Genomic DNA, 24,736 nt, shown 5'->3' on the forward strand with positions numbered 1-24,736 from the left:
ACGCAGTATTGGAATCACGAGGGGATGAAACATCCATGACAGGGCTTGCTGCCGCCATGAAATATCCGGGTACTCTCATCATACTGCTCGCTGGTCTGCTGCTGTACCAGGCACCGGCGGGTGCCGCCGAGGCCGAACTCCGGAACGAGCAGGATCCGCGCGAACTGGTAATCCGCGTATCCAACAGGATGGTCGATGCCCTGCGCGAGCAGCGCGAGGCCATTCGCCAGGACGACGCCATCGCCTATCGGCTGGCCGACCAGATCGTGGTGCCCCATATCGATTTCGAGCGCATCGCACGCTGGGTGCTGGGCAAGCACTGGCGCAGCGCCAGCGAAGCGCAGCGGGCGGCCTTCATGGAAGGTTTCAGGCAGCACCTGATGCGCACCTACGTCAGTTCCATGATCACCTATACCGACGAGATTCTCGCGCACGCCGACGAGGTCAGCTACCCTCCCCTGCGCAATCCGAACGGCAGCGATCAGGTGACGGTACGCAGTCGCATTTCCCTGCCCAAGGGAGGCACTGCCCAGGTCGACTACACCATGGTCAAAACCGCAGCGAGCTGGAAAATCGCGGACCTGGCCATCGACGGCATCAGCCTGGCACTCACCTATCGCAAGGAATTTTCGGCCCAAATCAGCCGCAACGGGCTGGACGCCCTGATCGCGGATCTGAAGCAATAGACAGGGAGAGGACACACATGCCCGCTCACCCCGCCATACTTATCTGGGAAGGCAAGGAGACAATTCGGGAAACGCTGGGATTGATCGACCAGCGGACCCCGCTGGAACTGCAGTTGCCGCCCGATACGCACTTCGCCCTGTGCAGTCACCTGGCACCCGCGGGAAGCCGGGCGGAATCGCTTGACCTGGACGGCGGCCACGAACTGGTGGAGCGGGCTGCACAAGTCGGCGTCCTGGCGGCGCTCGCCGAACTCATCGAGCCGTTGCGAGAGGCCGACGCCACGGTGCATATCGTCAGCCCGAGCCCTGCGATTCAGATCGATTTTCCCGAGGACTGAACAGACGGCTGCCGGCCGCAGCTGTGCGGCGGAACCAGAACGGGCAAGAAAGGGAAAGTGGTAGCGGGGGCAGGATTTGAACCTGCGACCTTCGGGTTATGAGCCCGACGAGCTGCCAGACTGCTCCACCCCGCAACAGAGACAACGCATTCTAATGACAAGGCCGATGCTTTGCAAGCCCGCCGCAGATTATCGCCGCCTGCGCCTGGCCTTTTCCAGATGCGCCTTCAGGTCATAGCGGTAGATGAAACCCGGCAGCGCGAACACCATGAACAGGCACAGGGTCACCACGTAGAATTCCCAGTCCTGGACGTGGATACCCCCGGTGCTCTTCTGTTCCAGTCCCAGGGCGATGCCCCCGGCAACAAAATACAGCACCAGCCACTCCATTAAACAGAACCAGGCCGGCTTGGTCTGGGGTCCTGCGGGCAGCAGGAAGAATCGGCGTTCTGTCAGCCAGGGGAGATTTGCCGCCAGGAAGGCGACCAGGATGAGCAGCCAGGAGAAATGAATATCAGACATGCGGGTTCCGGCAGGCTATTTGCGCTGTGGGAGATTGTACCGGAAACCGGCGGCCCGCGGCAGACCCTGTCAGCCCGCCATTGCGGCCATGCAGGCACCCATCAGAGCACCGGGAAACAACCCCAGCAGGAGTATGGCCAGACCATTGACGCTGATGGCCACATGCATGTCGGTCCCGTATTGCAGCGGCTGGGTATCCACCGGCTCATCGAAATACATCAGCTTGACCACCCGCAGGTAGTAGAAGGCACCGATGATGGAGAAGAACACCGCGGCCAACGCCAGCCACAGCAGGTCGACACCAACCACCGCCTGAATCACGGCCAGCTTGGCGTAGAAACCCACGGTCGGCGGCACACCCGCCATGGAGAACATCACCAGCAGCATCAGAAAGGCATGCCAGGGGCTGCGGGTATTCAGGCCCTTGAAGTCCTCCAGGGCGTCGGCCTCGAAACCGCTGCGGCTGAGCAGGATGATCATCCCGAAGGCCGCCGCTGCCATGATGGCGTAGGTGATGGCGTAGAACAGCGCCGAGGCATAGCCCTCCACCGTACCGGAGAGAATGCCCAGCAGCAGAAAGCCCACATGCGAGATGGTCGAATAGGCCAGCATGCGTTTGAGATTGGCCTGGGCGATGGCAATGATATTGCCCACGGCCAGGGACAGCACCGCCAGGATGGCCAGCATCCCGCTCCAGTCGGCCTGCACCCCGCCCAGGGACTCGGCCAGCAGGCGCATCGCCATGGCGAAGGCGGCGATCTTGGGTGCACTGCCGATAAAGAGAGTCACACAGGTTGGCGCTCCATGGTAGACATCCGGAATCCACATATGGAACGGCACGGCTCCCAGCTTGAAGGCCAGACCCAGGACGACGAACGACAGGGCGAAGATCAGCGCCAGGTCCAGTTCCGCCATGGCACGGATATTGGAGGCCACCTCGGCGATGTTCAGACTGCCGGTGATGCCATAGAGCAGCGACATGCCGTAAAGCAGCATGCCGGATGCCAGCGCGCCGAGAACGAAATACTTCATCGCCGCCTCGGAGGCGACGCCGGAATCGCGGTGCAGGGCCACCATGGCATAGAGTGACAGCGAGAGCAGTTCCAGGCCCAGATACAGAGTCAGATAACTGTGGGCGGAAATCATGATCATCATGCCCAGTACGCCAAACAGGCCGAGCACGTAATACTCGCCCTTGAACAGGTCGCGTTGGCGCAGATAATCCTTGGAATAAAGGAATACCGCGAATACCACGATCATCACAAAGGCCTTGGCCAGCGACGCCATCGGATCAGCCACGTAGGTGCCGAACATGGCCGTACGCGATTCGCCGTCCGCCAGCGCAATCACCAGCGCCAGGGCGCCGAACAGGGTCAGCTGCGACAGGCCATAGGTGATAACCCGGTTGCGCTCATGGATGAACAGGTCCAGCACCAGCACGATGCAGGCCATGCTGAGCACGAAAATCTCCGGCAGCAGCAGTTGAAAATCCATTGGTTCTATTGGCATACCCTGTTCCAGTCAGAATGGCCGCATGACATCGGCATCATCGTTACACAATATACTTTGCGTGCTTGTTCGCGTTTGCGGTTGAAGCGTTTATTACAGCTTCGACACCATCACATGCGCCAGCAGGTTCTCCAGCGTGGCATGCATCAAATCCACCAGCGGCGCCGGCCACAGGCCCAACAGGAGCACGGCCGCGGCCAGCACCCCGAGGATGAAAAATTCACGCCGGTTCACGTCCTGCAGCTCGGCGACCCGCTTGTTACCCACCTCGCCGAACACCACCCGCTTGACCAGCCACAGACTGTAGGCCGCGCCCAGGATCAGGGTGGTGGCCGCCAGGAAGGCGTACCAGAAATTCGCCTTGAAGCTCGCCAGGATCACCATGAACTCCCCGATGAAGCCGGAGGTGCCCGGCAGACCGGAGTTGGCCATGGCGAACAGCACCATGAAACCGCCGAAGATCGGCATGGTATTCACCACCCCGCCGTAGTCGGCAATCTCGCGCGAGTGCATACGGTCATAGAGCACGCCCACGCACAGAAACAGCGCCCCGGAAATAAAGCCGTGCGATATCATCTGCACCATGCCGCCTTCCAGTCCCAGCAACGCGCCCTGTACCGTGCCGGTGTTCTCGAGAATGCCAAAGATCAGGAAGAAGCCCAGGGTGGCGAAGCCCATGTGGGCGATGGAGGAATAGGCGATTAGCTTCTTCATGTCCTGCTGCACGATGGCGACAAAGCCGATATAGACCACCGCGATCAGCGACAGACCGATGATGAGCCAGTCCAGTTGCTGGCTGGCATCAGGCGTGATCGGCAGACTGAAGCGCAGGAAACCGTAGCCGCCGATCTTGAGCATGATGGCCGCCAGGATCACCGAACCGCCGGTGGGCGCCTCGACGTGCGCATCCGGCAGCCAGGTATGCACCGGCCACATCGGCACCTTGACCGCGAAGGCCAGCAGAAAGGCGATGAAGATCAGGATCTGCTCGGTTATACCCAGCGGCAGCAGGTGGAAATCCAGAATACCGAAGCTGCCGGACTGGATGTACATGTAGATCAGGGCGACCAGCATGAATACCGAGCCGAAGAAGGTATAGAGGAAGAACTTGATGGTGGCATAGACCCGGCGCGGCCCGCCCCAGATACCGATAATGAGGAACATCGGGATCAGCATGCCTTCCCAGAACACATAGAACAGCACCGCATCGAGAGCCGCGAACACACCGATCATCAGGCCTTCCATGATCAGGAAGGCGGCCATGTACTGGGCCACGCGCTTCTGGATGACCTCCCAGCCGGCCAGCACCACCAGTACGGTGGTGAAGGTGGTGAGGATGATCAGGGGGACCGAGATCCCGTCCACGCCCAGGTGATAATTGACGTTGAAGGCCGGGATCCAGGGCCTGAGCTCTTCGAACTGCATCGCCGCCGTACCGGTCTCGAAACCGGTGAACAGGGGGATGCTGAGCAGGAAGGTCAGCAGTGATGCGACCAGCGCCAGGCTCCGCGCACCCCAGGGTTCCCGGTCGCCGGCCGCGAGCACGGCAATGCCGCCCAGGATGGGCACCCAGATCAACAGGCTCAGTAATGGCAGTTCTGACAACATTCAGGTTTCCTTGATTCTTCTTCTGCCGGCGGCCGGCACTCAGCGCATGAATACCGTCCAGCTGATCAGGGCCAGCAGGCCCAGGATCATGGCGAAGGCATAGTGGTACAGGTAACCGGTCTGCACATGGCGCGTGAAGGCGGCAACCCAGCCCACCACGCGGGCACTGCCGTTGACGATCAGGCCGTCGATGATGATGCGGTCACCCAGGTGCCACAGGGCATGGCCGATGCCGCGTGTCCCGCCCGCGAACACGGTCTGGTTGAAATCGTCGGCATAGTATTTGTTGACCAGCAGCCGGTGGAGCCAGGAAAAATTGCGCTGCGCGCGGTCGGCGAGCCCGGGATTGATCATATAGATGTACCAGGCCGTCAGCACCCCGGCCAGCGCCAGGTAGAAGGCCGGATTGGCGAACGCATGCAGCGCGAAAGCGACGGTGCCGTGGAAATGTTCGCCCAGTTGCGCGAGGCCATCATGCGCGGGCGCCACATGGATCACCCCGTCGAAATAGCTCCCGAACAGAATCGGTTCCATCCAGTAGCCGGCAAAGATGGAGGGAATAGCCAGCAGCACCAGCGGCAGGGTCACCACCCAGGGTGTCTCGTGCAGGTGCTCGCGGGTATGCGAGTCCATCCGCGGCTTGCCGTGAAACACCAGGAAATACATGCGGAAGCTGTACAGGGCGGTGACGAATACCCCGGCCAGCACGGCAACATAGGCAAAATCAGAGCCGGGGATCTGGGACAGGTGAACCGCCTCGATGATGCTGTCCTTGGAAAAATAGCCCGAGAAGAACGGCGTGCCGATCAGCGCCAGCGAACCGATCAGCGAGGTCAGCCAGGTAATGGGCATGTACCTGCGCAGCCCCCCCATATTGCGCATGTCCTGGTCGTGGTGCATGGCGATGATGACCGACCCCGCCCCCAGGAACAGCAGCGCCTTGAAGAAGGCGTGGGTCATGAGATGGAAGATGCCGGCGGCATAGGCCGAGGCGCCGAGCGCGACCGTCATGTAGCCGAGCTGCGACAGGGTGGAATAGGCGACCACCCGCTTGATGTCGTTCTGCACCAGGCCCAGAAAGCCCATGAACAGAGCGGTAATGGCGCCGATCACCAGCACGAAGCTCAATGCCGCCTCGGACAGTTCGAACAGGGGCGACATGCGCGCCACCATGAAGATGCCGGCCGTGACCATGGTGGCGGCATGGATCAGGGCCGAAATGGGTGTCGGACCTTCCATGGAATCGGGCAGCCACACGTGCAGCGGCACCTGGGCCGACTTGCCCATGGCACCGATGAACAGCAGGATGCAGATCACCGACATCAGTGACCAGGCATGGCCGTCGAAGATCTCGATATTGACGTCGGCCAGCGCCGGCGCAGCGGCGAATACATCCCAGTAATCCAGACTGTTGAAATACATCAGGATGGCGGCGATACCCAGCAGGAAACCGAAATCGCCCACGCGGTTTACCAGGAACGCCTTGAGGTTGGCGAAGATGGCGCTCGGCCGGTTCGACCAGAAGCCGATCAGCAGATAGGAGACCAGCCCGACCGCCTCCCAGCCGAAGAACAGCTGCAGGAAATTGTTGGACATCACCAGCATCAGCATGGCGAAGGTGAACAGGGCGATATAGCTGAAGAAACGCTGGTAGCTGTTGCGCCCCGCCAGGCTTTCCCTGGGCCAGTTGTGGGCGTCGTCGGCCATGTAGCCGATGGTGTAGATGTGCACCATCAGCGAGACGAAGGTGACGACATTGATCATCAGCACGGTCAGGTTGTCGACCAGAAAGCCGATCTCGAAGCGGATGCCGTCGGAAACCATCCAGGTATAGACGCTGTCGTTGAAGGCAGCGGCACCGTCGATGACATGATGCTTGAGCACGACCAGCGACAGCAGGAAGGCGATGCCCACACCGCCGATGGTCACACTGTGGGCGCCGGCACGGCCCAACCGGCCGCCGAACAGCCCGGCCAGGATGGCCCCGATGAGCGGTGCGAGCGGTATGGCGAGATAAACGAGTTCCATGCCCTACCCCTTCATGCTGTCGAGGTCATCGACATTGATGGTCTGACGATTGCGGAACAGCACCACCAGGATGGCCAGCCCGATTGCCGCCTCCGCAGCCGCCACGGTGAGAATGAAGAATACGAACACCTGCCCTGCCGTGTCGCCGAGGAAATACGAGAAGGCAACGAAGTTCATGTTCACCGCCAGCAGCATCAACTCGATGGCCATGAGCAGGATGATGACGTTTTTGCGGTTGAGGAAGATCCCCGCCACGCTCAGGCTGAACAGGATCGCCCCCAGAACCAGATAGTCAGATAATTCAATCATTTTTCGTATTCAGACCATTAAACCGCTAAGGCGCGCCAAGGCGCTCGAAGTCATTGTTTGCTGCATAACTTTTTGATGCCGTCTTGCATATGCTGATCATTCAAATTCAGCTGACAGCCATCTCCGGAGCCCCCGCCTCAAACAGGGCCAGGTCCATCCGTACACGCCGCATCTGCGTCTGCAAGCCAATCAATCCCTGGATTCCGATTTCATCTTCACCACCCGCACCCGGTCCTCGCGCCGGACCTTGATCTGATCGGCAGGATTGAGGTACTTGGTATCCGGCCGCCGACGCAGGGTCAGCGCGATGGCGGCGACGATTGCGACCAACAGGATCACCGCGGCGATTTCGAACGGATACACATAATCGGTATAGAGCACGCTGCCCAGTTCGCGGGTATTGCTGTAATCGGCACCATGGCGCGACGGCGCCGGCATGCGCTCGTCGCTGAAGTAGTGGGAGCCGACGACGAGCAGCATCTCGACCAGCATCAGGATCGCCACCGGCAACGCCACCGGCAGATAGCGGGCGAAGCCTTCCTTGAGCGGTGCGACATTGATATCCAGCATCATGACCACGAACAGGAACAGCACCATCACCGCGCCGACATAGACCAGCACCAGGGTGATGGCGAGGAACTCCGCCTCCAGCAGCAGCCACAGGCCCGCGGTGGTGAAGAAGGCCAGCACCAGGTGCAGCGCGGCATGCACCGGGTTGCGCACCGTGATCACGCGTACCGCCGCGAACACCAGGATCGCGGCGAATACATAAAAGATGAACTTCTCGAATGTCATAGTGGGTTTATTGCCTTATTGTTACCTTCGCGCGCCTTATTCGCCTTCGCGTTTCAACGCCTGTCACCGATACAACGCGTCCGCCGTCCGATCGGCGGCAATCTGGTCCTCGTACTTGTCGCCGATGGCCAGCAGCTTTTCCTTGGTCATGATCTGCTCGCCGCGGTTCTCGAAGTGGTATTCGAAAATGCGCGTCTCGACGATGGAATCCACCGGGCAGGACTCTTCGCAGAAACCGCAGAAGATGCACTTGAACAGATCAATGTCGTAGCGGGTGGTGCGCCGGGTACCGTCCTCGCGCGGCGCGGCCTCGATGGTGATGGCCAGCGCCGGACAGACCGCCTCGCACAGTTTGCAGGCGATGCAGCGCTCCTCGCCGTTGGGATAGCGGCGCAGGGCATGCAGGCCGCGGAAGCGCGGCGACTGCGGAGTCTTCTCCTCCGGGTACTGGACCGTGATCTTGCGCGCGAACAGATAGCGCCCGGTCAGTCGCAGGCCCATCAGGAGTTCCCACAGGAACAGACTCTTGACGTACTGTTTCAGGGCTTGCATATCAGGTCACCATTCATATCAATCGAACCAGGGCCCGACGCCGGCGACGATCGCCGCCCCCTCCACCAGCAACCAGATGATGGTGATGGGAATGAACACCTTCCAGCCCAGCCGCATGATCTGGTCGTAGCGGTAGCGGGGAAAGGTGGCGCGGAACCACAGGAAGAAGAACAGGAACACGGCCGTCTTGGCCAGGAACCAGATGATGCTCGGTTCGCCGATGACCGGCAGCGGCTGGAACGGCGACAGCCAGCCGCCCATGAACAGCAGCGCGGCCAGCGCCGAGATCAGGATCATGTTGGCGTACTCGGCCAGGAAGAACACCGCGAAGGCCATGCCGGAGTACTCGACGTGGAAGCCGGCCACGATCTCGGACTCGCCCTCGGCCACGTCGAAGGGCGCGCGGTTGGTCTCGGCCACGCCGGAGATGAAATAGATCAGAAACAGCGGCAGCAGCGGCAGCCAGAACCAGTGCAGGATGCTGCCGCTCTGGGCCAGCACGATGTCGTTGAGATTGAGGCTGCCGCCGGCCATCAGTACCCCGACCAGGGCAAAACCCATGGCGATTTCGTAGGCCACGATCTGGGCCGCCGAGCGCATGGCACCGAGGAAGGCGTATTTGGAGTTGGAGGCCCAACCGGCGATGATCACGCCGTAGACTCCTACCGAGGTCAGCGCCAGTACGTACAGCAGGCCGGCATCGATATCGGCCAGCACCATGCCGTTGTCGAAGGGAATGACCGCCCAGGCCGCCAGCGCCGGTCCGATGGACAGAATGGGCGCGATCACGAACAGGAAGCGGTTGGCATGGGTGGGGAGAATGATCTCCTTGAACAACAGTTTCACCGCATCGGCAATCGGCTGCAGCCAGCCGCCGGGACCGACCCGGTTGGGGCCGATGCGGACCTGGATCGCACCGATGATCTTGCGTTCGGCGAAGGTCAGATAGGCCACGCACAGCATCAGCGGCGTGACGATGCCGCCGATGAGGAACAGGATCCAGCTGACTTCCTTGATTGCTTCCATCATTAACCGATCACACCCAGTTCAGTTTAACGCCGCCGAAATTCGCCCCCAGCTCGCGCGTAGCCGGACAGCCGGCCGGAATCCAGGCTGCACCCTCGGGCACCTGCTCATCCAGCACCAGCTGCAGTACGGCCTGCGCCTCGCCCTGCTCCACCCTGACCTGGGTGGCGGAGCCGAGATTCAGCCTCGCGGCCTGCGCAGGGTTGAGTCGCAGTTGGGCGTCGCCACCGTCGGTCGCCGCCTGCAGCGCGGGCGCCCGCCGCACAATGCCGTCGACGGCATAGATGGGCACATCGCCGATGCGCTGCAGGCCGTCCGGCGCTGGTGCCAGCACCATCTCGCCCGGCACCCGCTCGTTGCGCGGCCGGCGGTCTGCCGCCTGGCTGCGCAATTCGTCGCGCACTTCCTCGGAAGACATGTAGTCGAAGTCCTTCAACCCCAGCAGATTGCCCAGTACCCGCACGACCTTCCAGCCCGGCCGGGCCTGACCGCGCGGCGCCACAGCACCGGCGAAGCTCTGCCAGCGCCCTTCCACGTTGACGTAGGTACCCGAGGTCTCGCTGTAGGGGCTGATCGGCAGGAGCACCCGTGCGCATTCGCGCAGGCTGTCGGAGACATAGGCCGTGAAGGCAACCACTGTCTCGGCCTGAGCGAACGCCCCGCGGGCCTGCTGCGCATCGGCAAAATCGAACTCCGGCTCGCAGCCGTACAGCACATAGGCCGAGCGCGGCGTCTCCAGCATGCCCCGCGCATCGAGACCGGTGCTGTCACGGTCACTGCCGGCCGGACCGCGGTGCGGCAGCACCCCGGCGAGCCAGCCTCCGGCGCCGTTGCCGCCGTCCGAGAGCAGGCTCAGGGTCGCGCCGCTCAGTTCACAGATGAAGCCCGCCAGCGCCCGCAGGGCATTGGCCGAAGGATGTGCAGCGGCAGTCGAGCCCAGCATGACGGTGGCCGGCCGAGCCTCACTCAGGCGTTCGGCGATGCGCTGATGGACTTCGGCCGGGCTGGCCTGGGCGATCACGCCATGCAGTTCGGACGGGGCCGCCTCCTGTTTGAGGGTCAGCAGGGCAGCGGCCACACCGGCCAGGTCATCGACCATCGCATGCGGGGCATGGATCAGTTTTTCCACCAGATCGAAATTGAAATCATAATCGACCGGATTGATGGCCATAATGCCGGCGCCATTGAGACAGGCCTTGCGCAGGCGATGGCCGAGAATCGGCTGCTCCTTGCGGACATTGGAACCGACCAACAGCACCGCCTGCTGTTGCTCCAACTCCTCGATGCGCTGGCCCAGCCAGGGGAACAGGGGCAGGCGATCCTGGTCGCTGAAATCGCTCTGGCGCAGGCGGTGATCGATATTACTGCACTCGAGCTGTTCACCCAGGCGGTTGAGCAGATACATCTCTTCCACTGTGGCCGTCGGCGAAACCAGCATCCCGAGCTGCGCGGCGCGTTCGCCGCTGTAGACCCGCAGCATATCGGCGACTGCCTGCAGGGCGGTCTCCCAGTCGGTCTCCTGCCATTCGCCGTCGCGCCTGATCATGGGCCGTTCCAGGCGCTCCGGACTGTTCAGGCCCGCGTAGCCGAAGCGGTCACGATCAGACAGCCAGACCTCGTTTATCTCCTCGTTCTCACGCGGCACCACGCGGAGCACATCGCCGCGGCGGGCATGCAGATAGAGATTGGAACCGACGCAGTCGTGGGGTGCCACACTGGCGTGCTGGGTAAGTTCCCAGGCCCGGGCGCGGAAACGGAACGGCTTGGAGGTCAGCGCCCCCACCGGGCAGACGTCGATGACATTGCCCGACATCTCGGAACTGACACCCTGCCCCACATAGGCGCGGATGGCCATGTTCTCGCCGCGGCCCACGCCGCCGAGTTCCTTGAAGCCGCCGATGACATCCAGGAAACGCACACAGCGGGTGCAGTGGATGCAGCGGGTCATATCGGTGGCGATCAGTGAGCCCAGATCCTCATCCTTGACCACGCGCTTCTTCTCGGTGAAGCGCGACACGCTGCGGCCGTAGCCCAGGGCGACGTCCTGCAGTTCGCACTCTCCGCCCTGATCGCAGATCGGGCAGTCCAGCGGATGATTGATCAGCAGGAACTCCATCACCGACTTCTGCGCCTCGCGGGCGTAGTCGGAGTCGGTCCAGATCTTCATGCCGTCGGCAACCGGGGTGGCACAGGCCGGCAGCGGCTTGGGCGCCTTCTCCACCTGCACCAGGCACATGCGGCAGTTGGCGGCGATGGGCAGCTTCTTGTGGTAGCAGAAGCGCGGCACGGTGATGCCGTGTTCATCGGTGATCTCGATGATCATCTGGCCCTTGCGCGCCGGATAGGTCTCACCGTTGATCTCGACGTTGATGGCGTCCTCGGGCGGTATCTCGGGCTTCGCGCTCATGCCGCCTCTCCCGCGGTGTCGGTGACCATGGAGCGCTTGTGTTCAATCATGTAGGCGAACTCATGGCGGAAATGCTTGAGAAAACTCTGCACCGGCCAGGCCGCGGCGTCGCCGAAGGCACAGATGGTGCGGCCCTCGATCTGGCCGGCAGCGGCGTCCAGAAGTTCCAGGTCCTCCGGCCGGCCCTTGCCCGCGTAGATCCGCTGAATCACCCGGTGCATCCAGCCGGTGCCTTCGCGGCAGGGCGTGCACTGGCCGCAGGACTCGGCATAGTAGAAGCGCGAGATACGCAGCAGCGCCTTGACCATGCAGGTGGAGTCATCCATCACGATCATGCCGCCCGAGCCCAGGGCCGAGCCGTGCTGGGCCAGCGAGTCGTAATCCATGGTGCACTGGGTGATGATCTCCGCCGGCAGCACCGGCATGGAGGAGCCGCCCGGGATCACCGCCTTGAGTGCGTGCCCGGTGCGCACGCCGCCGGCCATTTCCAGCAGATCGTTGAAGGGGATGCCCAACGGCACCTCGTAGTTGCCGGGTCTGTTCACATGGCCGGAGACGCTGAACAGCTTCTCGCCACCGTTGTTGGGCTTGCCCAGGTTCAGGAACCACTCCGCGCCGTTGCGCACGATGGCCGGCACCGAGGCCAGGCTCTCGGTGTTGTTGATGGTGGTCGGCCGGCCGTAGAGGCCGAAGTTGGCCGGGAACGGCGGCTTGAAGCGCGGCTGGCCCTTCTTGCCCTCCAGGGATTCCAGCAGTGCGGTCTCCTCGCCGCAGATATAGGCACCGGCGCCGATATGGGAATAGAGATCGAAGTCGAAGTCCGAACCGAGAATGCCCCGGCCGAGATAACCCGCCTCATAGGCTTCCTTCAATGCGGCCTCGAAGCGCTCGTAGGGTTCGTGATGGAACTCGCCGCGCATGTAGTTGTAGCCCACACTGGCGCCGATGCAGTAGCCGGCGATCGCCATGCCCTCGATCAGGGAATGCGGGTTGTAGCGCAGGATATCGCGATCCTTGCAGGTGCCGGGCTCGGATTCGTCCGAATTGCAGACGATGTATTTCTGCACCGGGGCATTGCGGGGCATGAAGCTCCACTTCACCCCGGTGGGGAAGCCGGCGCCGCCGCGTCCGCGCAGGGCGGATTGCTTGATCTGCTCGATCACGTCCTCGGGCGGGGTCTTCTCGCGGAGGATCTTCTGCAGCGCCTCGTAACCCCCGACCCTGAGATAGTTCTCCAGCGTCCAGGGCTCGTCGAATTGCAGCGTCGTGAAACAAACCTGGTTGACCATAATCAGATCTCTATCCCCGCGAAAAACACGGATCTGCCATATGCAGTCATGCTTTTCTGCATTTCTGGTGCCTGTCCGTGCTTTCCGTGTATTCCGTGGCCATTCATCATTCGAGTTCATCCAGAATCCGGTCGATCTTCTCGACCGTCAGATTCTCGTGATAATGCCCGTTCACCGCCATCATCGGGCCCCCGGCGCAGGCCGCCAGGCATTCCTCTTCCAGCTTCAGGTAGATACGCCCGTCCGGGGTGGACTCACCGCGCCGGATGCCAAGCTTCTGCTCCACATGGGCGATCAGGTCATCGGCGCCGCACAGCATGCAGGAGATGTTGGCGCAGATGGCCACCGTGTTGCGGCCCACCTCACGGGTCTCGATCATGGAATAGAAGCTGGCCACTTCGTAGACCGACACCGGCGCCATGTCCAGATAGGCCGCCACTGCGTCCATGTGTTCGGGCCGGATCCAGCCCTCGCGCGCCTGTACCGCATGCAGCGCAGAGAGCACCGCGGAGCGCTTCTGGTCCGGCGGGTATTTCGCCAGCCAGTGGTCGATCTCCGCCCTGATCTCTGGGGGGATTTCGTATTCCGCTTTGTTGGTTTCAGTCACAGTCATAAAAGCATCTGTAGCATTGTAGGTCGGGTTAGCCCGATAGGGCGTAACCCGACGTTTCCGCCGTGGTTGTCGGATTACGCTGCGCTAATCCGACCTACAAGGCTGCGTCTCTGCGTTGAACATATCTCTGTCTCACCGGTCAATTTCACCGAACACGATGTCCTGGGTGCCGATGATGGCCACCACGTCGGCCAGCATGTGCCCGCGGGCCATTTCATCCAATCCGGCCAGGTGCGCGAAACCGGGGGCACGGATCTTGACCCGGAACGGCTTGTTGGCACCGTCGGAGATCATATAGACGCCGAACTCGCCCTTGGGATGTTCGATGGCGGCATAGGCCTCGCCCGCCGGCACGCAGAACCCTTCCGTAAACAGCTTGAAGTGATGAATCAGGGCCTCCATGTCCGCCTTCATCTCCTCGCGGTGCGGCGGGATGATCTTGTAGTCGTCGATGATCACCGGACCGGGATTCTCGCGCAGCCATCGGATGCACTGGCGGATGATGTGATTGGACTGGCGCATCTCCTCGATGCGCACCAGGTAGCGGTCATAGGAGTCGCCGCGCACACCCACCGGGATATCGAAATCCATCCGGTCATAGACTTCATAGGGCTGCTTCTTGCGCAGATCCCACTCGATGCCGGAGCCGCGCAGCATCGGACCGGTGAAGCCCAGTTGCAGAGCACGCTCGGGCGAGACTACGCCGATGCCGACCGTACGCTGCTTCCAGATACGGTTGTCGGTAAGCAGGGTCTCGTACTCATCCACGCACTTCGGGAAACGCTCGGTGAAATCCTCGAGGAAGTCCAGCAGCGAGCCCTGGCGGGTCTCGTTCATCTTCCTGACTTCGGCCTCACTGTGCCACTTGGAGACCTGGTACTGCGGCATGCGATCCGGCAGGTCGCGGTACACCCCGCCCGGACGGTAGTAGGTCGCATGCATGCGCGCGCCGGAGACCGCCTCGTAGCAGTCCATCAGGTCCTCGCGCTCGCGGAAGGCATAGAGGAACATGGTCATGGCGCCGATATCCAGCGCGTGCGCCCCGATCCACAACAGGTGGTTGAGGATGCGGGTGACCTCGTCGAACATCACCCGGATATACTGGGCCCGTTCCGGCGCCTCGATGCCGAGCAGCTTTTCGATGGCCAGCACGTAACCATGCTCGTTGCACATCATGGACACGTAATCGAGCCGGTCCATGTAGCCGATGCTCTGGTTGTAGGGCTTGCTCTCGGCCAGCTTCTCGGTGGCGCGATGCAGCAGTCCGATGTGCGGATCGGCCCGTTCGATGACCTCACCGTCCATCTCCAGCACCAGCCGCAGCACGCCGTGCGCGGCCGGGTGCTGGGGACCGAAGTTCAAGGTGTAGTTGCGTATCTCAGGCATGGTTTTCGTCAACCGCCAAGACGCCAAGGGCGCCAAGAAATTCGTCTAACCGCCAAGACGCCAAGGGCGCCAGAAAAAATCCATAAAGAATAAATCCTACAAATCCGGAGCATACTGTCACGCGCCTTGCTACCGCAGAAACAACATTTACATATGTTGTTTCTTGGCGCACCTGGCGCCTTGGCGGTGCGCAATACATGGCGTCCTTGGCGTCTTGGCGGTTTAGCATCTGATTCATGCCTGCTCCGCATCCTGAGGCGGCTCCGCCTCTTCCTCACCGCGCCGCCGCACCTCGGAGCGGATCACCTTCGGCACCAGCACCCGCGGTTCGATGCTGACCGGCTCGTAGACCACCCGCTGCTTCTCGGCGTCGTAGCGCACCTCGACGTTGCCGCTGAGCGGGAAATCCTTGCGGAAGGGATGACCGATGAAGCCGTAGTCGGTGAGGATCCGGCGCAGGTCCGGGTGGCCCTCGAAAATGATGCCGTACAGATCGAAGGCCTCGCGCTCGAACCAGTTGGCGCTGCTCCAGATGTCGATCACGGACGGGATCACCGGCAGGCCGTCGTCGGGAGCGAAGCAGCGCACTCGCAGGCGCTGATTCTTGCTCACCGACAGCAGTTGGTAGACGGCGGCGAAGCGCCGCCCCCCCGAATCCTCGACGGTATCGACCGACAGTTCCTGGTGCAGGAAGGCCAGCCGTCCGGCGGTGGAGGCATCGACGCCACGGCTGAAGCCGTGGCCGCTTGCCTCGCGGGTCTCCCACTCGGCATCGCCATAGCCGAGATAGTCCACGCCGCAGACGTCGATCAGCTGCTCAAACCGCAAGTCCGCCTCGTCGCGCAGCGCGGCGCAGACCTCGAGCAGATCTCCGGGGGCGACCTCCAGCGTCAATTCATCCAGATCGAGGATGGATGACTCCAGCCGATCGCCGAAGCGTTCGTCGATCTGCTGTTTCAATGTCTCGATGCGTCCGGCCATGCCATGCACTCGTCATGGATCGCGCTCAGCGCGCGATCGTGTTGGTCCGCTTGATCTTGTTCTGCAGCTGAATGATGCCGTAGAGCAACGCCTCGGCCGTGGGCGGACAGCCCGGCACATAGATGTCCACCGGCACGATGCGGTCGCAGCCACGGGTGACGGAATAGGAATAGTGGTAATAGCCGCCGCCATTGGCGCAGGAGCCCATGGAGATCACCCAGCGCGGCTCCGACATCTGGTCGTAGACCTTGCGCAGGGCCGGGGCCATCTTGTTGACCAGGGTGCCGGCCACGATCATCACGTCCGACTGGCGCGGACTGGGCCGGAACACCACGCCGAAACGGTCCAGGTCGTAGCGCGAGGCACCGGCCTGCATCATCTCCACCGCGCAGCAGGCCAGACCGAAGGTCATGGGCCAGAGCGAGCCGGTACGGGCCCAGTTGATGAGCGCGTCCGCCGTGGTGGTGACCACGCCCTGCTTGAGAATGCCTTCGATGCTCATGATTGCACCCGCCTCATCGAATCAAGCCACCCATAACCGCCTATTCCCACTCCAGCGCCCCCTTCTTCCATTCATAAATGAAGCCGATGACCAGGATGCCGAGAAACACCGCCATGGCGAGGAAACCGAACAGGCCGATGTCCTCAAGTACGATGGCCCAGGGAAACAGGAAGGCGATTTCCAGGTCGAAGATGATGAACAGGATGGCAACCAGGTAGTAGCGCACGTCGAACTTCATGCGTGAGTCCTCGAAGGCCTCGAAGCCACACTCGTAGGGGGAATTCTTCTCGCTGTCAGGCTTGTGGGGACCGAGCAGGAAACCGACCGCGATGGCGATGGCACCGATCACGACACCGATACCGATAAAGACGAGTATCGGTAGATAGTTTTCCAGCATCGCCTGCCTCCGACTGTCTCAACTTTTTGCTTGCCGACGCGATTGTCTGTTGTTGTTACCGCAGTAGCACCGACCCGGGAGGCCAGCGCCATGCATGCGCCGTTACAAAAGAATGGCTAGGCAGTCTAGGCAGATTACCCAGGAGTGTCAAGCAAGGAAAACGCCGAAAATATTTTCAATATTAACCAGTTATACCAAAAAATTAATTTTGGCTGGCATAAGTCGGGGCGGTTTGTAATAAATCCCGTCAGTTGGCAGCAGGTTTTGTCACAAGGATATGTCAGCGCTGCTCCGCCATGTACGGCCCGCAACGCAGCAGGCCCCGCATAAACGGGGCCTGTCACGATTCATCAACATGGATTATATGGTGCCGAAGGCCGGACTCGAACCGGCACGGCTTGCGCCACTACCCCCTCAAGATAGCGTGTCTACCAATTCCACCACTTCGGCAATGATTGCTGCGCCGTCCGCAAACGGCATTGTTACTGCGGCAGATCGTCGGCCGTCTGCTCTCCCTGCGCGGGCATGTCCATGGCCGGGACATCGGCCGGCGCGCTTTCCTGCGGCTGCGACTGTTCCATCGGGGGCAGATCCTCAGGGGCTGCCTCCCCGGCGGCAGGGACGGGGCTGACCTGCTCTGCCACGCTGGAAGGTTCGCGCTCGCCCATCACGAAACCCGTGGACAGGGCGAGGCTGTTGAGGAAGAACAGGGTCGCCAGCACGGCGGTGATCCGGGTCAGAAAGGACGCCGAGCCCTGGGAACCGAATACCGTTGAGGAGGCCCCGCTGCCGAAGGCCGCGCCGGCATCGGCGCCCTTGCCATGCTGGAGCAGGATCAGTACGACCAGCCCAATGGCAATCAACACCTGGACAATAATAAGAATGGTATACATCAATATTCCTGAATCAAATCTTATCCGGCGCGGTGCAGATGCCGAGGAATTCCCCGGCCTGCAGGGAAGCGCCGCCGATCAGGCCGCCGTCGATGTCTGCCATGGCGAACAGTTCGGCGGCATTGGCGGCCTTCACGCTGCCGCCATAGAGAATCCGGATCTTGTCAGCCACACCGGCATCCAGTCCGGCCAGCTTGGCGCGGATGAAGGCGTGCACCTCCTGGGCCTGTTCCGGGCTGGCGGTCTTGCCGGTGCCGATGGCCCAGACCGGCTCGTAGGCGATGACGGCCTCGCCCAGGGCGGCGATACCCTCGAGTTCGATGACGGCATCCAGCTGGCGTCCGACCACGGCTTCGGTGGTGCCGGCCTCGCGCTCCTCCAGCAGTTCGCCCACGCACAAAATCGGGGTGAGGCCGAACCGGCGGGCGGCGGCGAACTTGCGGGCGGTGAACTCATCGCTCTCGCCATAGATACTGCGGCGCTCGGAGTGGCCCACGATGGCATAGCTGCAGCCGACGTCGCGCAGCATCGGGCCGGCCACCTCGCCGGTGAAGGCGCCGGACTCCTCGTCGCTGATGTCCTGGGAGCCGACGGCCACCGGGGTGTCGGACAGCATCTGCACAACCTGCGGAATGTAGACGAACGGCGGGCAGACGGCGACCTCGGCGGTCCTGACCTCGCCCAGACCGGCCTTGATGCCCTCGACCAGCGTGGTGATGCTGTCGAGGTTGCCGTTCATCTTCCAGTTCCCTGCCACCAGCGGTTGCCGCATGCCGTGCCTCCGATACCTTTACCTGACAAAACGGGGCGCTAGCTTAGCGACAGACCGGGAGAAAATCAATTAAAAACGCGGGCTACGGACCTGCCATCGCGGCGGAATCAGCGGGTTTCGCGGCCCTGGCCGAGACTCAACTCGCCCGGGCCTTGCCCAGGACATCGGCAACCACCTCGGCCAGGACCCGGGCCTCGTGCGCCACCAGTTCGGGGTCCTCGCCCTCGACCATCACGCGGATGACCGGTTCGGTGCCAGAGGGCCGCAGCAGCACCCGGCCGCGTTCGGCCAGACGGGCCTCGGCCGCCCGCACCGCGGACTGTACCGCTTCCGAATGATCGGGATTGGCCTTGTGACTGATGGGCACATTGATCATGTGCTGCGGGTACTTGGTCAGGTCCGCGCGCAGTTCGGCCAGGGCGCGGCCGCTGCGCACCATTTCGTAGAGCACCTGCAGGGCCGAGACGATACCGTCGCCGGTGCTGGTACGGTCCAGGCAGATGATGTGGCCGGAAGACTCGCCGCCCAGCACCCAGCCCTGCTGCTGCAGCAGTTCCAGTACATAGCGGTCGCCGACACGGGCGCGCTGCAGCGGGATGCCGATGGCCTGCAGGGCGTGTTCCATGCCGAGATTGGTCATCAGGGTGCCGACCACGCCGCCATTGAGATTGCCGGCCTCGTGGCGTGACCGGGCGATGATGTAGAGCAGTTCATCGCCGTCGAGCTCCGTGCCGGTATGGTCGACCATGATCACCCGGTCGCCGTCGCCGTCGAAGGCGATGCCCAGGTCCGCCCCCTCCTCCCGCACGGTGCGGATCAGCTGCTCGGGCCGGGTGGAACCGCAGTCACGGTTGATGTTCAGGCCGTCCGGTGTATCGCCGATGGCGATGACGTCCGCACCCAGTTCGTCGAACACCGCCGGCGCGACATGGTAGGTGGCGCCGTTGGCGCAGTCGACCACCAGCCTGAGCCCGCGCAGGCTCATGCTCATGGGCACAGTGCTCTTGCAGAACTCGATGTAGCGACCGGAGGCGTCGCTGACCCGCTCGGCCTTGCCCAGCCGGTCGGAACTGACCGTGGCCATGGGCTTGTCCAGCTGGGCCTCGATCTCCAGTTCGATGGCGTCCGGCAGCTTGGTGCCCTCGGCGGAGAAGAATTTCACCCCATTGTCGTAGTAGGCATTGTGCGAGGCGCTGATGACGATGCCCGCACAGCAGTGCAGGGTGCGGGTGAGATAGGCGATGGCCGGGGTGGGCATGGGCCCGAGCAGGCGGATGTCCATGCCGGCCGCCGACAGGCCCGCCTCCAGGGCGGACTCGAACATGTAGCCGGAGATACGCGTATCCTTGCCGATCAGCACGCTGTCGCAGCCGTCGCGGCCCAGCACCCGGCCCACGGCCCAGCCCAGCTTGAGCATGAACTCGGCGGTGATCGGCGCCTCGCCGACCCGCCCCCGGATTCCGTCGGTACCAAAATACTTGCGTGACATCCCCTGCTCCTTGTTATTCGGCCTGCTCGACGGCGGCGCACATCGCCAGCGCCTGCACCGTGGGCGCCACATCGTGCACCCGCACGATGCGCGCCCCCTGCATCACGGCGATCACGGCCAGCGCCACGCTGGGCTGCAGGCGCTGCTCCACCGGCAGGTCGAGCAGCTTGCCGATCATAGACTTGCGCGACAGCCCGACCAGTACCGGTACCCCTGAATCGACCAGGTCGGGCAGGTGCTTTAGCAGACTGAGATTATGCGCCAGCGATTTGCCGAAACCGAAGCCCGGATCGACCAGCAGCCGCGCGCGGGCCATGCCCGCGGCCTCCGCGGCCGCAACACGTTGGCGCAGAAATCCGGCCACGTCCGTGACCACGTTCTCATAGCGGGGATCTGCCTGCATGGTGCGTGGCTCACCCTGCATATGCATCAGGCACACCGCCGCCCCGCCCTCGGCGGCCGCTTCCAGGGCGCCCGGGGCCTGCAGGGCACAGACATCGTTGATGATGTCCGCCCCGGCGGCCACCGCGGCCCGCATCACCTCCGGCTTGCTGGTATCGACCGACAGCAGGGCATCGACCTGTCCGTGCAGGGCCTCGATGACCGGGATCACCCGCGTCAGTTCATCCTCGATGCTGACCGGATCGGCCCCCGGGCGGGTGGATTCGCCGCCGATGTCGATGATGTCCGCGCCCTCGGCGACCATCTCCCGGGCCCGGGCCACGGCCTGTCCGGCGGCCAGAAACGCGCCGCCGTCGGAGAAGGAATCGGGCGTGACGTTCAGAACCCCCATCACCCGCGGCCGGCTCAGGTCCAGCCGGCGGTTTCCGCACTCAAGCTGCATGAAAGTTTACCAATAATTTATTCAACGCAAAGACGCAGGGACGCAGAGGGCGCAAAGTTATAAAAAATATAATTCTACATGAATTCATTGCACTCTCTGCGACTTCGCACCCGAAGGGCATAAACGCCTCTGCGTTGAAAAGATTTATGCAGTTAAAATGAAACGCCCCGCCAAAGCGGGGCGTGATGCGGGTGGCAGGGGCCTCAGTGCTGGCCGGCGGGATCGCCGATCGGGCCGCCGCTGTCCTTGCGGCCCTTCTCCGGCTCGTCGCCGGTGGCCGTACCCGTACCCGCTGAGGGCGGCGGGTTGTCCGACCATTCACGCGGCGGACGCACCTCGCGCCGTGCCATCAGATCGTCGATCTGGTTGGCGTCGATGGTCTCGTACTTGATCAGCGCCTGGGCCATGGCATGGAGGATGTCCATGTTCTCGGTCAGGATGGACTCGGCCCGCTTGTAGTTGTTGTCGATGATGGAACGGATCTCCATGTCGATGGCATGCGCCGTGTCATCGGAGATGTTCTTGTGCTGGGTGACCGAATGGCCCAGAAAGACCTCGTTCTCCTCCTCGCCATAGGACAGCGGTCCCAGCCGATCGGACAGACCCCAGCGGGTGACCATGTTGCGCGCCAGCTCGGTCGCACGCTGGATGTCATTGGAGGCGCCGGTGGTAACCTTGTCGGCGCCGAAGATGAGAAACTCGGCCAGGCGGCCGCCGAACAGGCTGGAGATCTGGCTCTCCAGGCGCTGCTTGGTAAAGCTGTGGCGGTCATCCTCGGGCAGGAACAGGGTCACGCCCAGGGCGCGTCCGCGCGGGATGATCGAGACCTTGTGCACCGGGTCGTGCTCCGGCACCAGACGGCCGACGATGGCGTGGCCGGCCTCGTGATAGGCGGTCAGGCGCTTCTCCTCCTCGCTCATCACCATGGAGCGGCGTTCGGCGCCCATCATGATCTTGTCCTTGGCCTTCTCGAAGTCCTCCATGTCCACCACGCGCTTGTTGGCGCGGGCGGCGAACAGCGAGGCCTCGTTGACCAGGTTGGCCAGATCGGCGCCGGAGAAACCCGGGGTGCCGCGGGCGATGATCATGGGCTCGACGTCGTCGGCCGCGGGCACCTTGCGCATGTGCACCTGCAGGATCTGGGCGCGGCCGCGCACATCGGGCAGCGGCACCACCACCTGGCGGTCGAAGCGGCCGGGGCGCAGCAGCGCCGGGTCGAGCACGTCGGGCCGGTTGGTGGCGGCGATGACGATCACGCCCTCGTTGCCCTCGAAGCCGTCCATTTCCACCAGCAGCTGGTTGAGCGTCTGCTCGCGCTCGTCGTGGCCGCCGCCCAGACCGGCGCCGCGGTGACGGCCCACGGCATCGATCTCATCGATGAAGATGATGCAGGGGGCGTGCTTCTTGGCCTGCTCGAACATGTCGCGCACGCGCGAGGCGCCCACGCCGACGAACATCTCGACGAAGTCGGAACCGGAGATGGTGAAGAACGGCACCTTGGCCTCGCCGGCGATGGCCTTGGCCAGCAGCGTCTTGCCGGTGCCCGGCGAGCCGACCATCAGCACGCCCTTGGGAATCTTGCCGCCGAGCTTCTGGAACTTGCCCGGGTCGCGCAGGAACTCGACCAGCTCCTCAACCTCTTCCTTGGCCTCCTCCACGCCGGCGACATCGCTGAAGGTGACCTTGATCTGATCCTCGCCCAGCATGCGCGCCCGGCTCTTGCCGAAGGACATGGCCCCGCGGCCGCCCGCACCGCCCTGCATCTGGCGCATGAAGAAGATCCACACCGCGATCAGCAGCAGCATGGGGAACCAGGAAATGAAGATCTGGGTCAGCACGCCCTGCTGCTCCGGAGGCTTGGCCTCGACGGTGACGTTGTTGGCCAGCAGGTCGTCGATCAGCTTGGGATCATCGGGGGCGTAGGTGGTGAAGCTCTCGCCGCTGGCGAGCTTGCCCTTGACGGTATGGTTCTGGATGACCACGTTCTGGACCTGGCCGGATTTCACCTGGGCGATGAATTCAGAATAGCCGATGCTGTTGGTCTGCTGGGTCGGCGGGCCGAAATTGTTGAACACCGCCATCAGGACCACGGCGATGACGACCCACAGCAGAAGATTCTTGGCCATGTCGTTCAATGCGGATTACCTCGATTCAAGTCAGCTGGGCCCGCGCAAAACCCCGGCAGCCACCCGGGTTAATCGGGCCATAAAACAATGAGTTCGACCTTACTACAGTTTCCGGCCTGCGGCCAGCAGATAGACCTCGCGCGAACGCGGCCGTGAAGCCTTCGGCTTGCGCACGATCACCTTGCTGTATCGACCCCGCAATCCGCGCACAAGTTCATCGAACCCTTCGCCCTGGAACACCTTGGCCAGGAAGGTGCCGCCTTCGCGCAGCGTCTGCTCGGCGAAATCGACTGCCAGTTCAACCAGATACATTGCACGGGGCTGATCCACGGCCTCCATCCCGGAGATATTGGGGGCGATGTCCGACATTACAAGGTCCACCGGCGTGTTTCCGACCAGTTCCAGAAACCGCGCATACACCTCGTCATCGCGAAAATCGCCCTGCAGAAAATCCACGCCGGCGATGGGTTCGACGGGCAGGAGGTCCATGGCCACGACCCGGCCCGTTTTCCCCACTTTCTGCACGGCATACTGCGACCAGGCCCCGGGCGCCGCCCCCAGGTCCACCACCGTCATACCCGGCTTGAACAGACGGTACTTCTCGTCCAGTTCCTGCAGTTTGTAGACGGCGCGCGAGCGCCAGCCCTCGCGCTGGGCGCGCAGCACGTATTCATCGTCGAAATGTTCCTTCAGCCAGCGGCGGCTGCTCTTGGTGCGGGACATGACTACAGGTTCCAGGCACAGGGTTCATGGACCGGGGTATCGACAGCAAAGCCCTCGAAATTGGCGGATGCCGCATGCATCCATGTTCATCCGTATGCGTCCGCGGCTATAATGCCGCCCCAGACATAGAATCCGACACAGGCAGACAGTCCATGCATCTCACCCAGTCCCAGCTGCGCCATCTGCGCGGCCTCGGCCACAAGCTCAAGCCCGTGGTCACCGTCGCCGGCAGGGGGCTGACCGAAAGCGTGATCGAGGAGATCGATTCCTCGGTCGCGCACCACGAGCTGATGAAGATCAAGCTCAATGTCGGCGATCGCGAACTGCGCGACCAGTTGCTGGAGGAACTGTGCCAGCGGCTGAAACTGCGGCTGGTTCAGCGGGTCGGCAACACCGCGCTGGTGTTCCGCCGCAATCCCCAGCGCCCGCGGGTGGAACTGGGGAAGTAATCCCCTATCCGCGCCGTATGCCGAACACAACCAGCCCCAGCCCCAGCAGCGACTGGATCAGATAGAGAAAGGACGACAGTCCGTGCAGACGGCCAAAGCGTGCCGCCGCCTCGCTGCCCGCCACCAGACCGCCGGCCTTGAGCTCCTGCATCAGCGGACTGATGGCGAAGGCATTGACCAGAATCAGCGCCAGCATCAACACCAGGGTTAGCGCCCGCCAGTCCAGTCCCGGGCGCGCCTGCATCCGGTTCGATATCAGCAGCAGCGCACCCGCCGCCAGCCCGAACCAGTTCAGCGCCCGGAACATCTCTCCCGCCAGCTGCCCGGCCAGGCGGGTGTCATCGAGTTGATGAAACAGGAGCGGCACGGCCAGGTAGCCGATCATCCACAGGCCGCCGACCCACAGGGTCAGGATGATGCGTTCGGCGATGGCGATCTTGGCCTGCATGGGAGCGGAGGGATTGGCTGTCACGCGCAGCAGCGGGCCGCACT

At 62.8% G+C, this 24,736-nt stretch carries 26 protein-coding genes and 2 tRNA genes; 3 read left to right on the top strand and 25 right to left on the bottom strand.

Annotated elements, in window-relative coordinates; translation table 11 throughout:
- Positions 1–35: 35 nt before the first annotated feature.
- Both COW1_RS04710 and COW1_RS04715 read left to right on the top strand, forming a co-directional pair.
- Entirely contained in the window at positions 36–686 is a 651-nt protein-coding gene (locus COW1_RS04710; protein ID WP_157745536.1) for a phospholipid-binding protein MlaC, read from the top strand.
- A gap of 17 nt (positions 687–703) precedes the next feature.
- Positions 704–1,024, top strand: a complete 321-nt coding sequence (locus COW1_RS04715; protein ID WP_096366234.1) for a hypothetical protein — start codon at positions 704–706, stop codon at positions 1,022–1,024.
- A gap of 58 nt (positions 1,025–1,082) precedes the next feature.
- Here the strand turns inward: COW1_RS04715 and COW1_RS04720 are convergent.
- The 24 genes from COW1_RS04720 to rlmE form a co-directional block, all read right to left on the bottom strand.
- A tRNA-Met gene (locus COW1_RS04720) sits at positions 1,083–1,159 on the bottom strand.
- Positions 1,160–1,213: 54 nt separating this feature from the next.
- Complete coding sequence (locus COW1_RS04725) at positions 1,214–1,546, bottom strand: DUF2818 family protein (RefSeq protein ID WP_096366233.1); 333 nt, start codon at positions 1,544–1,546, stop codon at positions 1,214–1,216.
- Positions 1,547–1,615: 69 nt separating this feature from the next.
- Positions 1,616–3,055, bottom strand: a complete 1,440-nt coding sequence (gene nuoN, locus COW1_RS04730) for an NADH-quinone oxidoreductase subunit NuoN (RefSeq protein WP_096366232.1) — start codon at positions 3,053–3,055, stop codon at positions 1,616–1,618.
- 93 nt (positions 3,056–3,148) lie between these two features.
- Entirely contained in the window at positions 3,149–4,663 is a 1,515-nt protein-coding gene (locus tag COW1_RS04735; protein WP_201345586.1) for an NADH-quinone oxidoreductase subunit M, read from the bottom strand.
- Between the two features lie 39 nt (positions 4,664–4,702).
- The gene (gene nuoL, locus COW1_RS04740; RefSeq protein ID WP_201345587.1) at positions 4,703–6,691 is read right to left on the bottom strand and encodes an NADH-quinone oxidoreductase subunit L; all 1,989 of its coding nucleotides are present in this window, start codon (positions 6,689–6,691) and stop codon (positions 4,703–4,705) included.
- 3 nt (positions 6,692–6,694) lie between these two features.
- Positions 6,695–7,000: an NADH-quinone oxidoreductase subunit NuoK gene (nuoK, locus tag COW1_RS04745; protein WP_096366229.1), complete on the bottom strand. Its 306-nt coding sequence runs from the start codon at positions 6,998–7,000 to the stop codon at positions 6,695–6,697.
- Between the two features lie 189 nt (positions 7,001–7,189).
- Positions 7,190–7,795 carry an NADH-quinone oxidoreductase subunit J gene (locus COW1_RS04750; protein ID WP_096366228.1) on the bottom strand — a complete coding sequence of 202 codons (606 nt, stop codon included), beginning with the start codon at positions 7,793–7,795 and terminating at the stop codon, positions 7,190–7,192.
- 63 nt (positions 7,796–7,858) lie between these two features.
- A complete protein-coding gene (nuoI, locus tag COW1_RS04755; protein ID WP_201345588.1) occupies positions 7,859–8,347 on the bottom strand; it encodes an NADH-quinone oxidoreductase subunit NuoI in 489 nt (162 codons plus the stop codon).
- Between the two features lie 18 nt (positions 8,348–8,365).
- Positions 8,366–9,376 (bottom strand): NADH-quinone oxidoreductase subunit NuoH, encoded by a 1,011-nt coding sequence (gene nuoH, locus COW1_RS04760; RefSeq protein ID WP_096366226.1) that lies wholly within the window; start codon positions 9,374–9,376, stop codon positions 8,366–8,368.
- 7 nt (positions 9,377–9,383) lie between these two features.
- On the bottom strand, positions 9,384–11,780 hold the full coding sequence (gene nuoG, locus COW1_RS04765; protein ID WP_201345589.1) for an NADH-quinone oxidoreductase subunit NuoG: 2,397 nt from the start codon (positions 11,778–11,780) through the stop codon (positions 9,384–9,386).
- Positions 11,777–13,069: an NADH-quinone oxidoreductase subunit NuoF gene (gene nuoF, locus COW1_RS04770; protein ID WP_201345590.1), complete on the bottom strand. Its 1,293-nt coding sequence runs from the start codon at positions 13,067–13,069 to the stop codon at positions 11,777–11,779. Before nuoF ends, nuoG begins: the two co-directional genes overlap by 4 nt.
- A gap of 106 nt (positions 13,070–13,175) precedes the next feature.
- A complete protein-coding gene (gene nuoE, locus COW1_RS04775) occupies positions 13,176–13,682 on the bottom strand; it encodes an NADH-quinone oxidoreductase subunit NuoE (protein WP_096366223.1) in 507 nt (168 codons plus the stop codon).
- 132 nt (positions 13,683–13,814) lie between these two features.
- Positions 13,815–15,068: an NADH-quinone oxidoreductase subunit D gene (locus COW1_RS04780; RefSeq protein ID WP_201345591.1), complete on the bottom strand. Its 1,254-nt coding sequence runs from the start codon at positions 15,066–15,068 to the stop codon at positions 13,815–13,817.
- On the bottom strand, positions 15,061–15,306 hold the full coding sequence (locus COW1_RS04785; RefSeq protein WP_201345592.1) for a hypothetical protein: 246 nt from the start codon (positions 15,304–15,306) through the stop codon (positions 15,061–15,063). The genes COW1_RS04780 and COW1_RS04785 overlap by 8 nt, the downstream gene beginning before the upstream one ends.
- On the bottom strand, positions 15,303–16,049 hold the full coding sequence (locus COW1_RS04790) for an NADH-quinone oxidoreductase subunit C (protein ID WP_201345593.1): 747 nt from the start codon (positions 16,047–16,049) through the stop codon (positions 15,303–15,305). The genes COW1_RS04785 and COW1_RS04790 overlap by 4 nt, the downstream gene beginning before the upstream one ends.
- A 25-nt stretch (positions 16,050–16,074) precedes the next feature.
- Complete coding sequence (locus tag COW1_RS04795) at positions 16,075–16,551, bottom strand: NADH-quinone oxidoreductase subunit B family protein (protein ID WP_096366220.1); 477 nt, start codon at positions 16,549–16,551, stop codon at positions 16,075–16,077.
- Positions 16,552–16,591: 40 nt separating this feature from the next.
- The gene (locus COW1_RS04800) at positions 16,592–16,948 is read right to left on the bottom strand and encodes an NADH-quinone oxidoreductase subunit A (protein ID WP_096366219.1); all 357 of its coding nucleotides are present in this window, start codon (positions 16,946–16,948) and stop codon (positions 16,592–16,594) included.
- 365 nt (positions 16,949–17,313) lie between these two features.
- Positions 17,314–17,398 (bottom strand) — tRNA-Leu (locus COW1_RS04805).
- A 32-nt stretch (positions 17,399–17,430) separates the two neighbouring features.
- Positions 17,431–17,844, bottom strand: a complete 414-nt coding sequence (gene secG, locus COW1_RS04810) for a preprotein translocase subunit SecG (RefSeq protein WP_096366218.1) — start codon at positions 17,842–17,844, stop codon at positions 17,431–17,433.
- 10 nt (positions 17,845–17,854) lie between these two features.
- Positions 17,855–18,613: a triose-phosphate isomerase gene (tpiA, locus tag COW1_RS04815; RefSeq protein WP_201345594.1), complete on the bottom strand. Its 759-nt coding sequence runs from the start codon at positions 18,611–18,613 to the stop codon at positions 17,855–17,857.
- A 136-nt stretch (positions 18,614–18,749) separates the two neighbouring features.
- A complete protein-coding gene (glmM, locus tag COW1_RS04820) occupies positions 18,750–20,102 on the bottom strand; it encodes a phosphoglucosamine mutase (protein WP_096366216.1) in 1,353 nt (450 codons plus the stop codon).
- Between the two features lie 13 nt (positions 20,103–20,115).
- Complete coding sequence (gene folP / locus COW1_RS04825) at positions 20,116–20,946, bottom strand: dihydropteroate synthase (RefSeq protein ID WP_201345595.1); 831 nt, start codon at positions 20,944–20,946, stop codon at positions 20,116–20,118.
- Positions 20,947–21,149: 203 nt separating this feature from the next.
- Positions 21,150–23,072, bottom strand: coding sequence for an ATP-dependent zinc metalloprotease FtsH (ftsH, locus tag COW1_RS04830; protein ID WP_096366214.1), 1,923 nt, complete (start codon positions 23,070–23,072; stop codon positions 21,150–21,152).
- 102 nt (positions 23,073–23,174) lie between these two features.
- Entirely contained in the window at positions 23,175–23,795 is a 621-nt protein-coding gene (gene rlmE, locus COW1_RS04835) for a 23S rRNA (uridine(2552)-2'-O)-methyltransferase RlmE (RefSeq protein WP_096366213.1), read from the bottom strand.
- A gap of 152 nt (positions 23,796–23,947) precedes the next feature.
- On the opposite strand from rlmE, the gene COW1_RS04840 reads away from it, so the two are divergent.
- On the top strand, positions 23,948–24,244 hold the full coding sequence (locus COW1_RS04840; protein WP_096366212.1) for a YhbY family RNA-binding protein: 297 nt from the start codon (positions 23,948–23,950) through the stop codon (positions 24,242–24,244).
- Positions 24,245–24,248: 4 nt separating this feature from the next.
- On the opposite strand, the gene COW1_RS04845 is transcribed toward COW1_RS04840, so the two are convergent.
- A complete protein-coding gene (locus COW1_RS04845; protein ID WP_197702932.1) occupies positions 24,249–24,716 on the bottom strand; it encodes a DUF4149 domain-containing protein in 468 nt (155 codons plus the stop codon).
- Between the last annotated feature and the right edge of the window lie 20 nt (positions 24,717–24,736).

It is taken from the genome of Thiohalobacter sp. COW1, assembly GCF_016629505.1.
Classification (GTDB): domain Bacteria; phylum Pseudomonadota; class Gammaproteobacteria; order Thiohalobacterales; family Thiohalobacteraceae; genus Thiohalobacter; species Thiohalobacter thiocyanaticus_A.

Excerpts from the sequence above, each read along its gene's own strand:
- COW1_RS04710 (WP_157745536.1), top strand. The coding sequence starts at position 36 with ATGACAGGGCTTGCTGCCGCCATGAAATATCCGGGTACTCTCATCATA.
- COW1_RS04715 (WP_096366234.1), top strand. The coding sequence starts at position 704 with ATGCCCGCTCACCCCGCCATACTTATCTGGGAAGGCAAGGAGACAATT.
- COW1_RS04725 (WP_096366233.1), bottom strand. The coding sequence starts at position 1,546 with ATGTCTGATATTCATTTCTCCTGGCTGCTCATCCTGGTCGCCTTCCTG.
- nuoN (WP_096366232.1), bottom strand. The coding sequence starts at position 3,055 with ATGCCAATAGAACCAATGGATTTTCAACTGCTGCTGCCGGAGATTTTC.
- COW1_RS04735 (WP_201345586.1), bottom strand. The coding sequence starts at position 4,663 with ATGTTGTCAGAACTGCCATTACTGAGCCTGTTGATCTGGGTGCCCATC.
- nuoL (WP_201345587.1), bottom strand. The coding sequence starts at position 6,691 with ATGGAACTCGTTTATCTCGCCATACCGCTCGCACCGCTCATCGGGGCC.
- nuoK (WP_096366229.1), bottom strand. The coding sequence starts at position 7,000 with ATGATTGAATTATCTGACTATCTGGTTCTGGGGGCGATCCTGTTCAGC.
- COW1_RS04750 (WP_096366228.1), bottom strand. The coding sequence starts at position 7,795 with ATGACATTCGAGAAGTTCATCTTTTATGTATTCGCCGCGATCCTGGTG.
- nuoI (WP_201345588.1), bottom strand. The coding sequence starts at position 8,347 with ATGCAAGCCCTGAAACAGTACGTCAAGAGTCTGTTCCTGTGGGAACTC.
- nuoH (WP_096366226.1), bottom strand. The coding sequence starts at position 9,376 with ATGATGGAAGCAATCAAGGAAGTCAGCTGGATCCTGTTCCTCATCGGC.
- nuoG (WP_201345589.1), bottom strand. The coding sequence starts at position 11,780 with ATGAGCGCGAAGCCCGAGATACCGCCCGAGGACGCCATCAACGTCGAG.
- nuoF (WP_201345590.1), bottom strand. The coding sequence starts at position 13,069 with ATGGTCAACCAGGTTTGTTTCACGACGCTGCAATTCGACGAGCCCTGG.
- nuoE (WP_096366223.1), bottom strand. The coding sequence starts at position 13,682 with ATGACTGTGACTGAAACCAACAAAGCGGAATACGAAATCCCCCCAGAG.
- COW1_RS04780 (WP_201345591.1), bottom strand. The coding sequence starts at position 15,068 with ATGCCTGAGATACGCAACTACACCTTGAACTTCGGTCCCCAGCACCCG.
- COW1_RS04785 (WP_201345592.1), bottom strand. The coding sequence starts at position 15,306 with ATGAATCAGATGCTAAACCGCCAAGACGCCAAGGACGCCATGTATTGC.
- COW1_RS04790 (WP_201345593.1), bottom strand. The coding sequence starts at position 16,049 with ATGGCCGGACGCATCGAGACATTGAAACAGCAGATCGACGAACGCTTC.
- COW1_RS04795 (WP_096366220.1), bottom strand. The coding sequence starts at position 16,551 with ATGAGCATCGAAGGCATTCTCAAGCAGGGCGTGGTCACCACCACGGCG.
- COW1_RS04800 (WP_096366219.1), bottom strand. The coding sequence starts at position 16,948 with ATGCTGGAAAACTATCTACCGATACTCGTCTTTATCGGTATCGGTGTC.
- tpiA (WP_201345594.1), bottom strand. The coding sequence starts at position 18,613 with ATGCGGCAACCGCTGGTGGCAGGGAACTGGAAGATGAACGGCAACCTC.
- glmM (WP_096366216.1), bottom strand. The coding sequence starts at position 20,102 with ATGTCACGCAAGTATTTTGGTACCGACGGAATCCGGGGGCGGGTCGGC.
- folP (WP_201345595.1), bottom strand. The coding sequence starts at position 20,946 with ATGCAGCTTGAGTGCGGAAACCGCCGGCTGGACCTGAGCCGGCCGCGG.
- ftsH (WP_096366214.1), bottom strand. The coding sequence starts at position 23,072 with ATGGCCAAGAATCTTCTGCTGTGGGTCGTCATCGCCGTGGTCCTGATG.
- rlmE (WP_096366213.1), bottom strand. The coding sequence starts at position 23,795 with ATGTCCCGCACCAAGAGCAGCCGCCGCTGGCTGAAGGAACATTTCGAC.
- COW1_RS04840 (WP_096366212.1), top strand. The coding sequence starts at position 23,948 with ATGCATCTCACCCAGTCCCAGCTGCGCCATCTGCGCGGCCTCGGCCAC.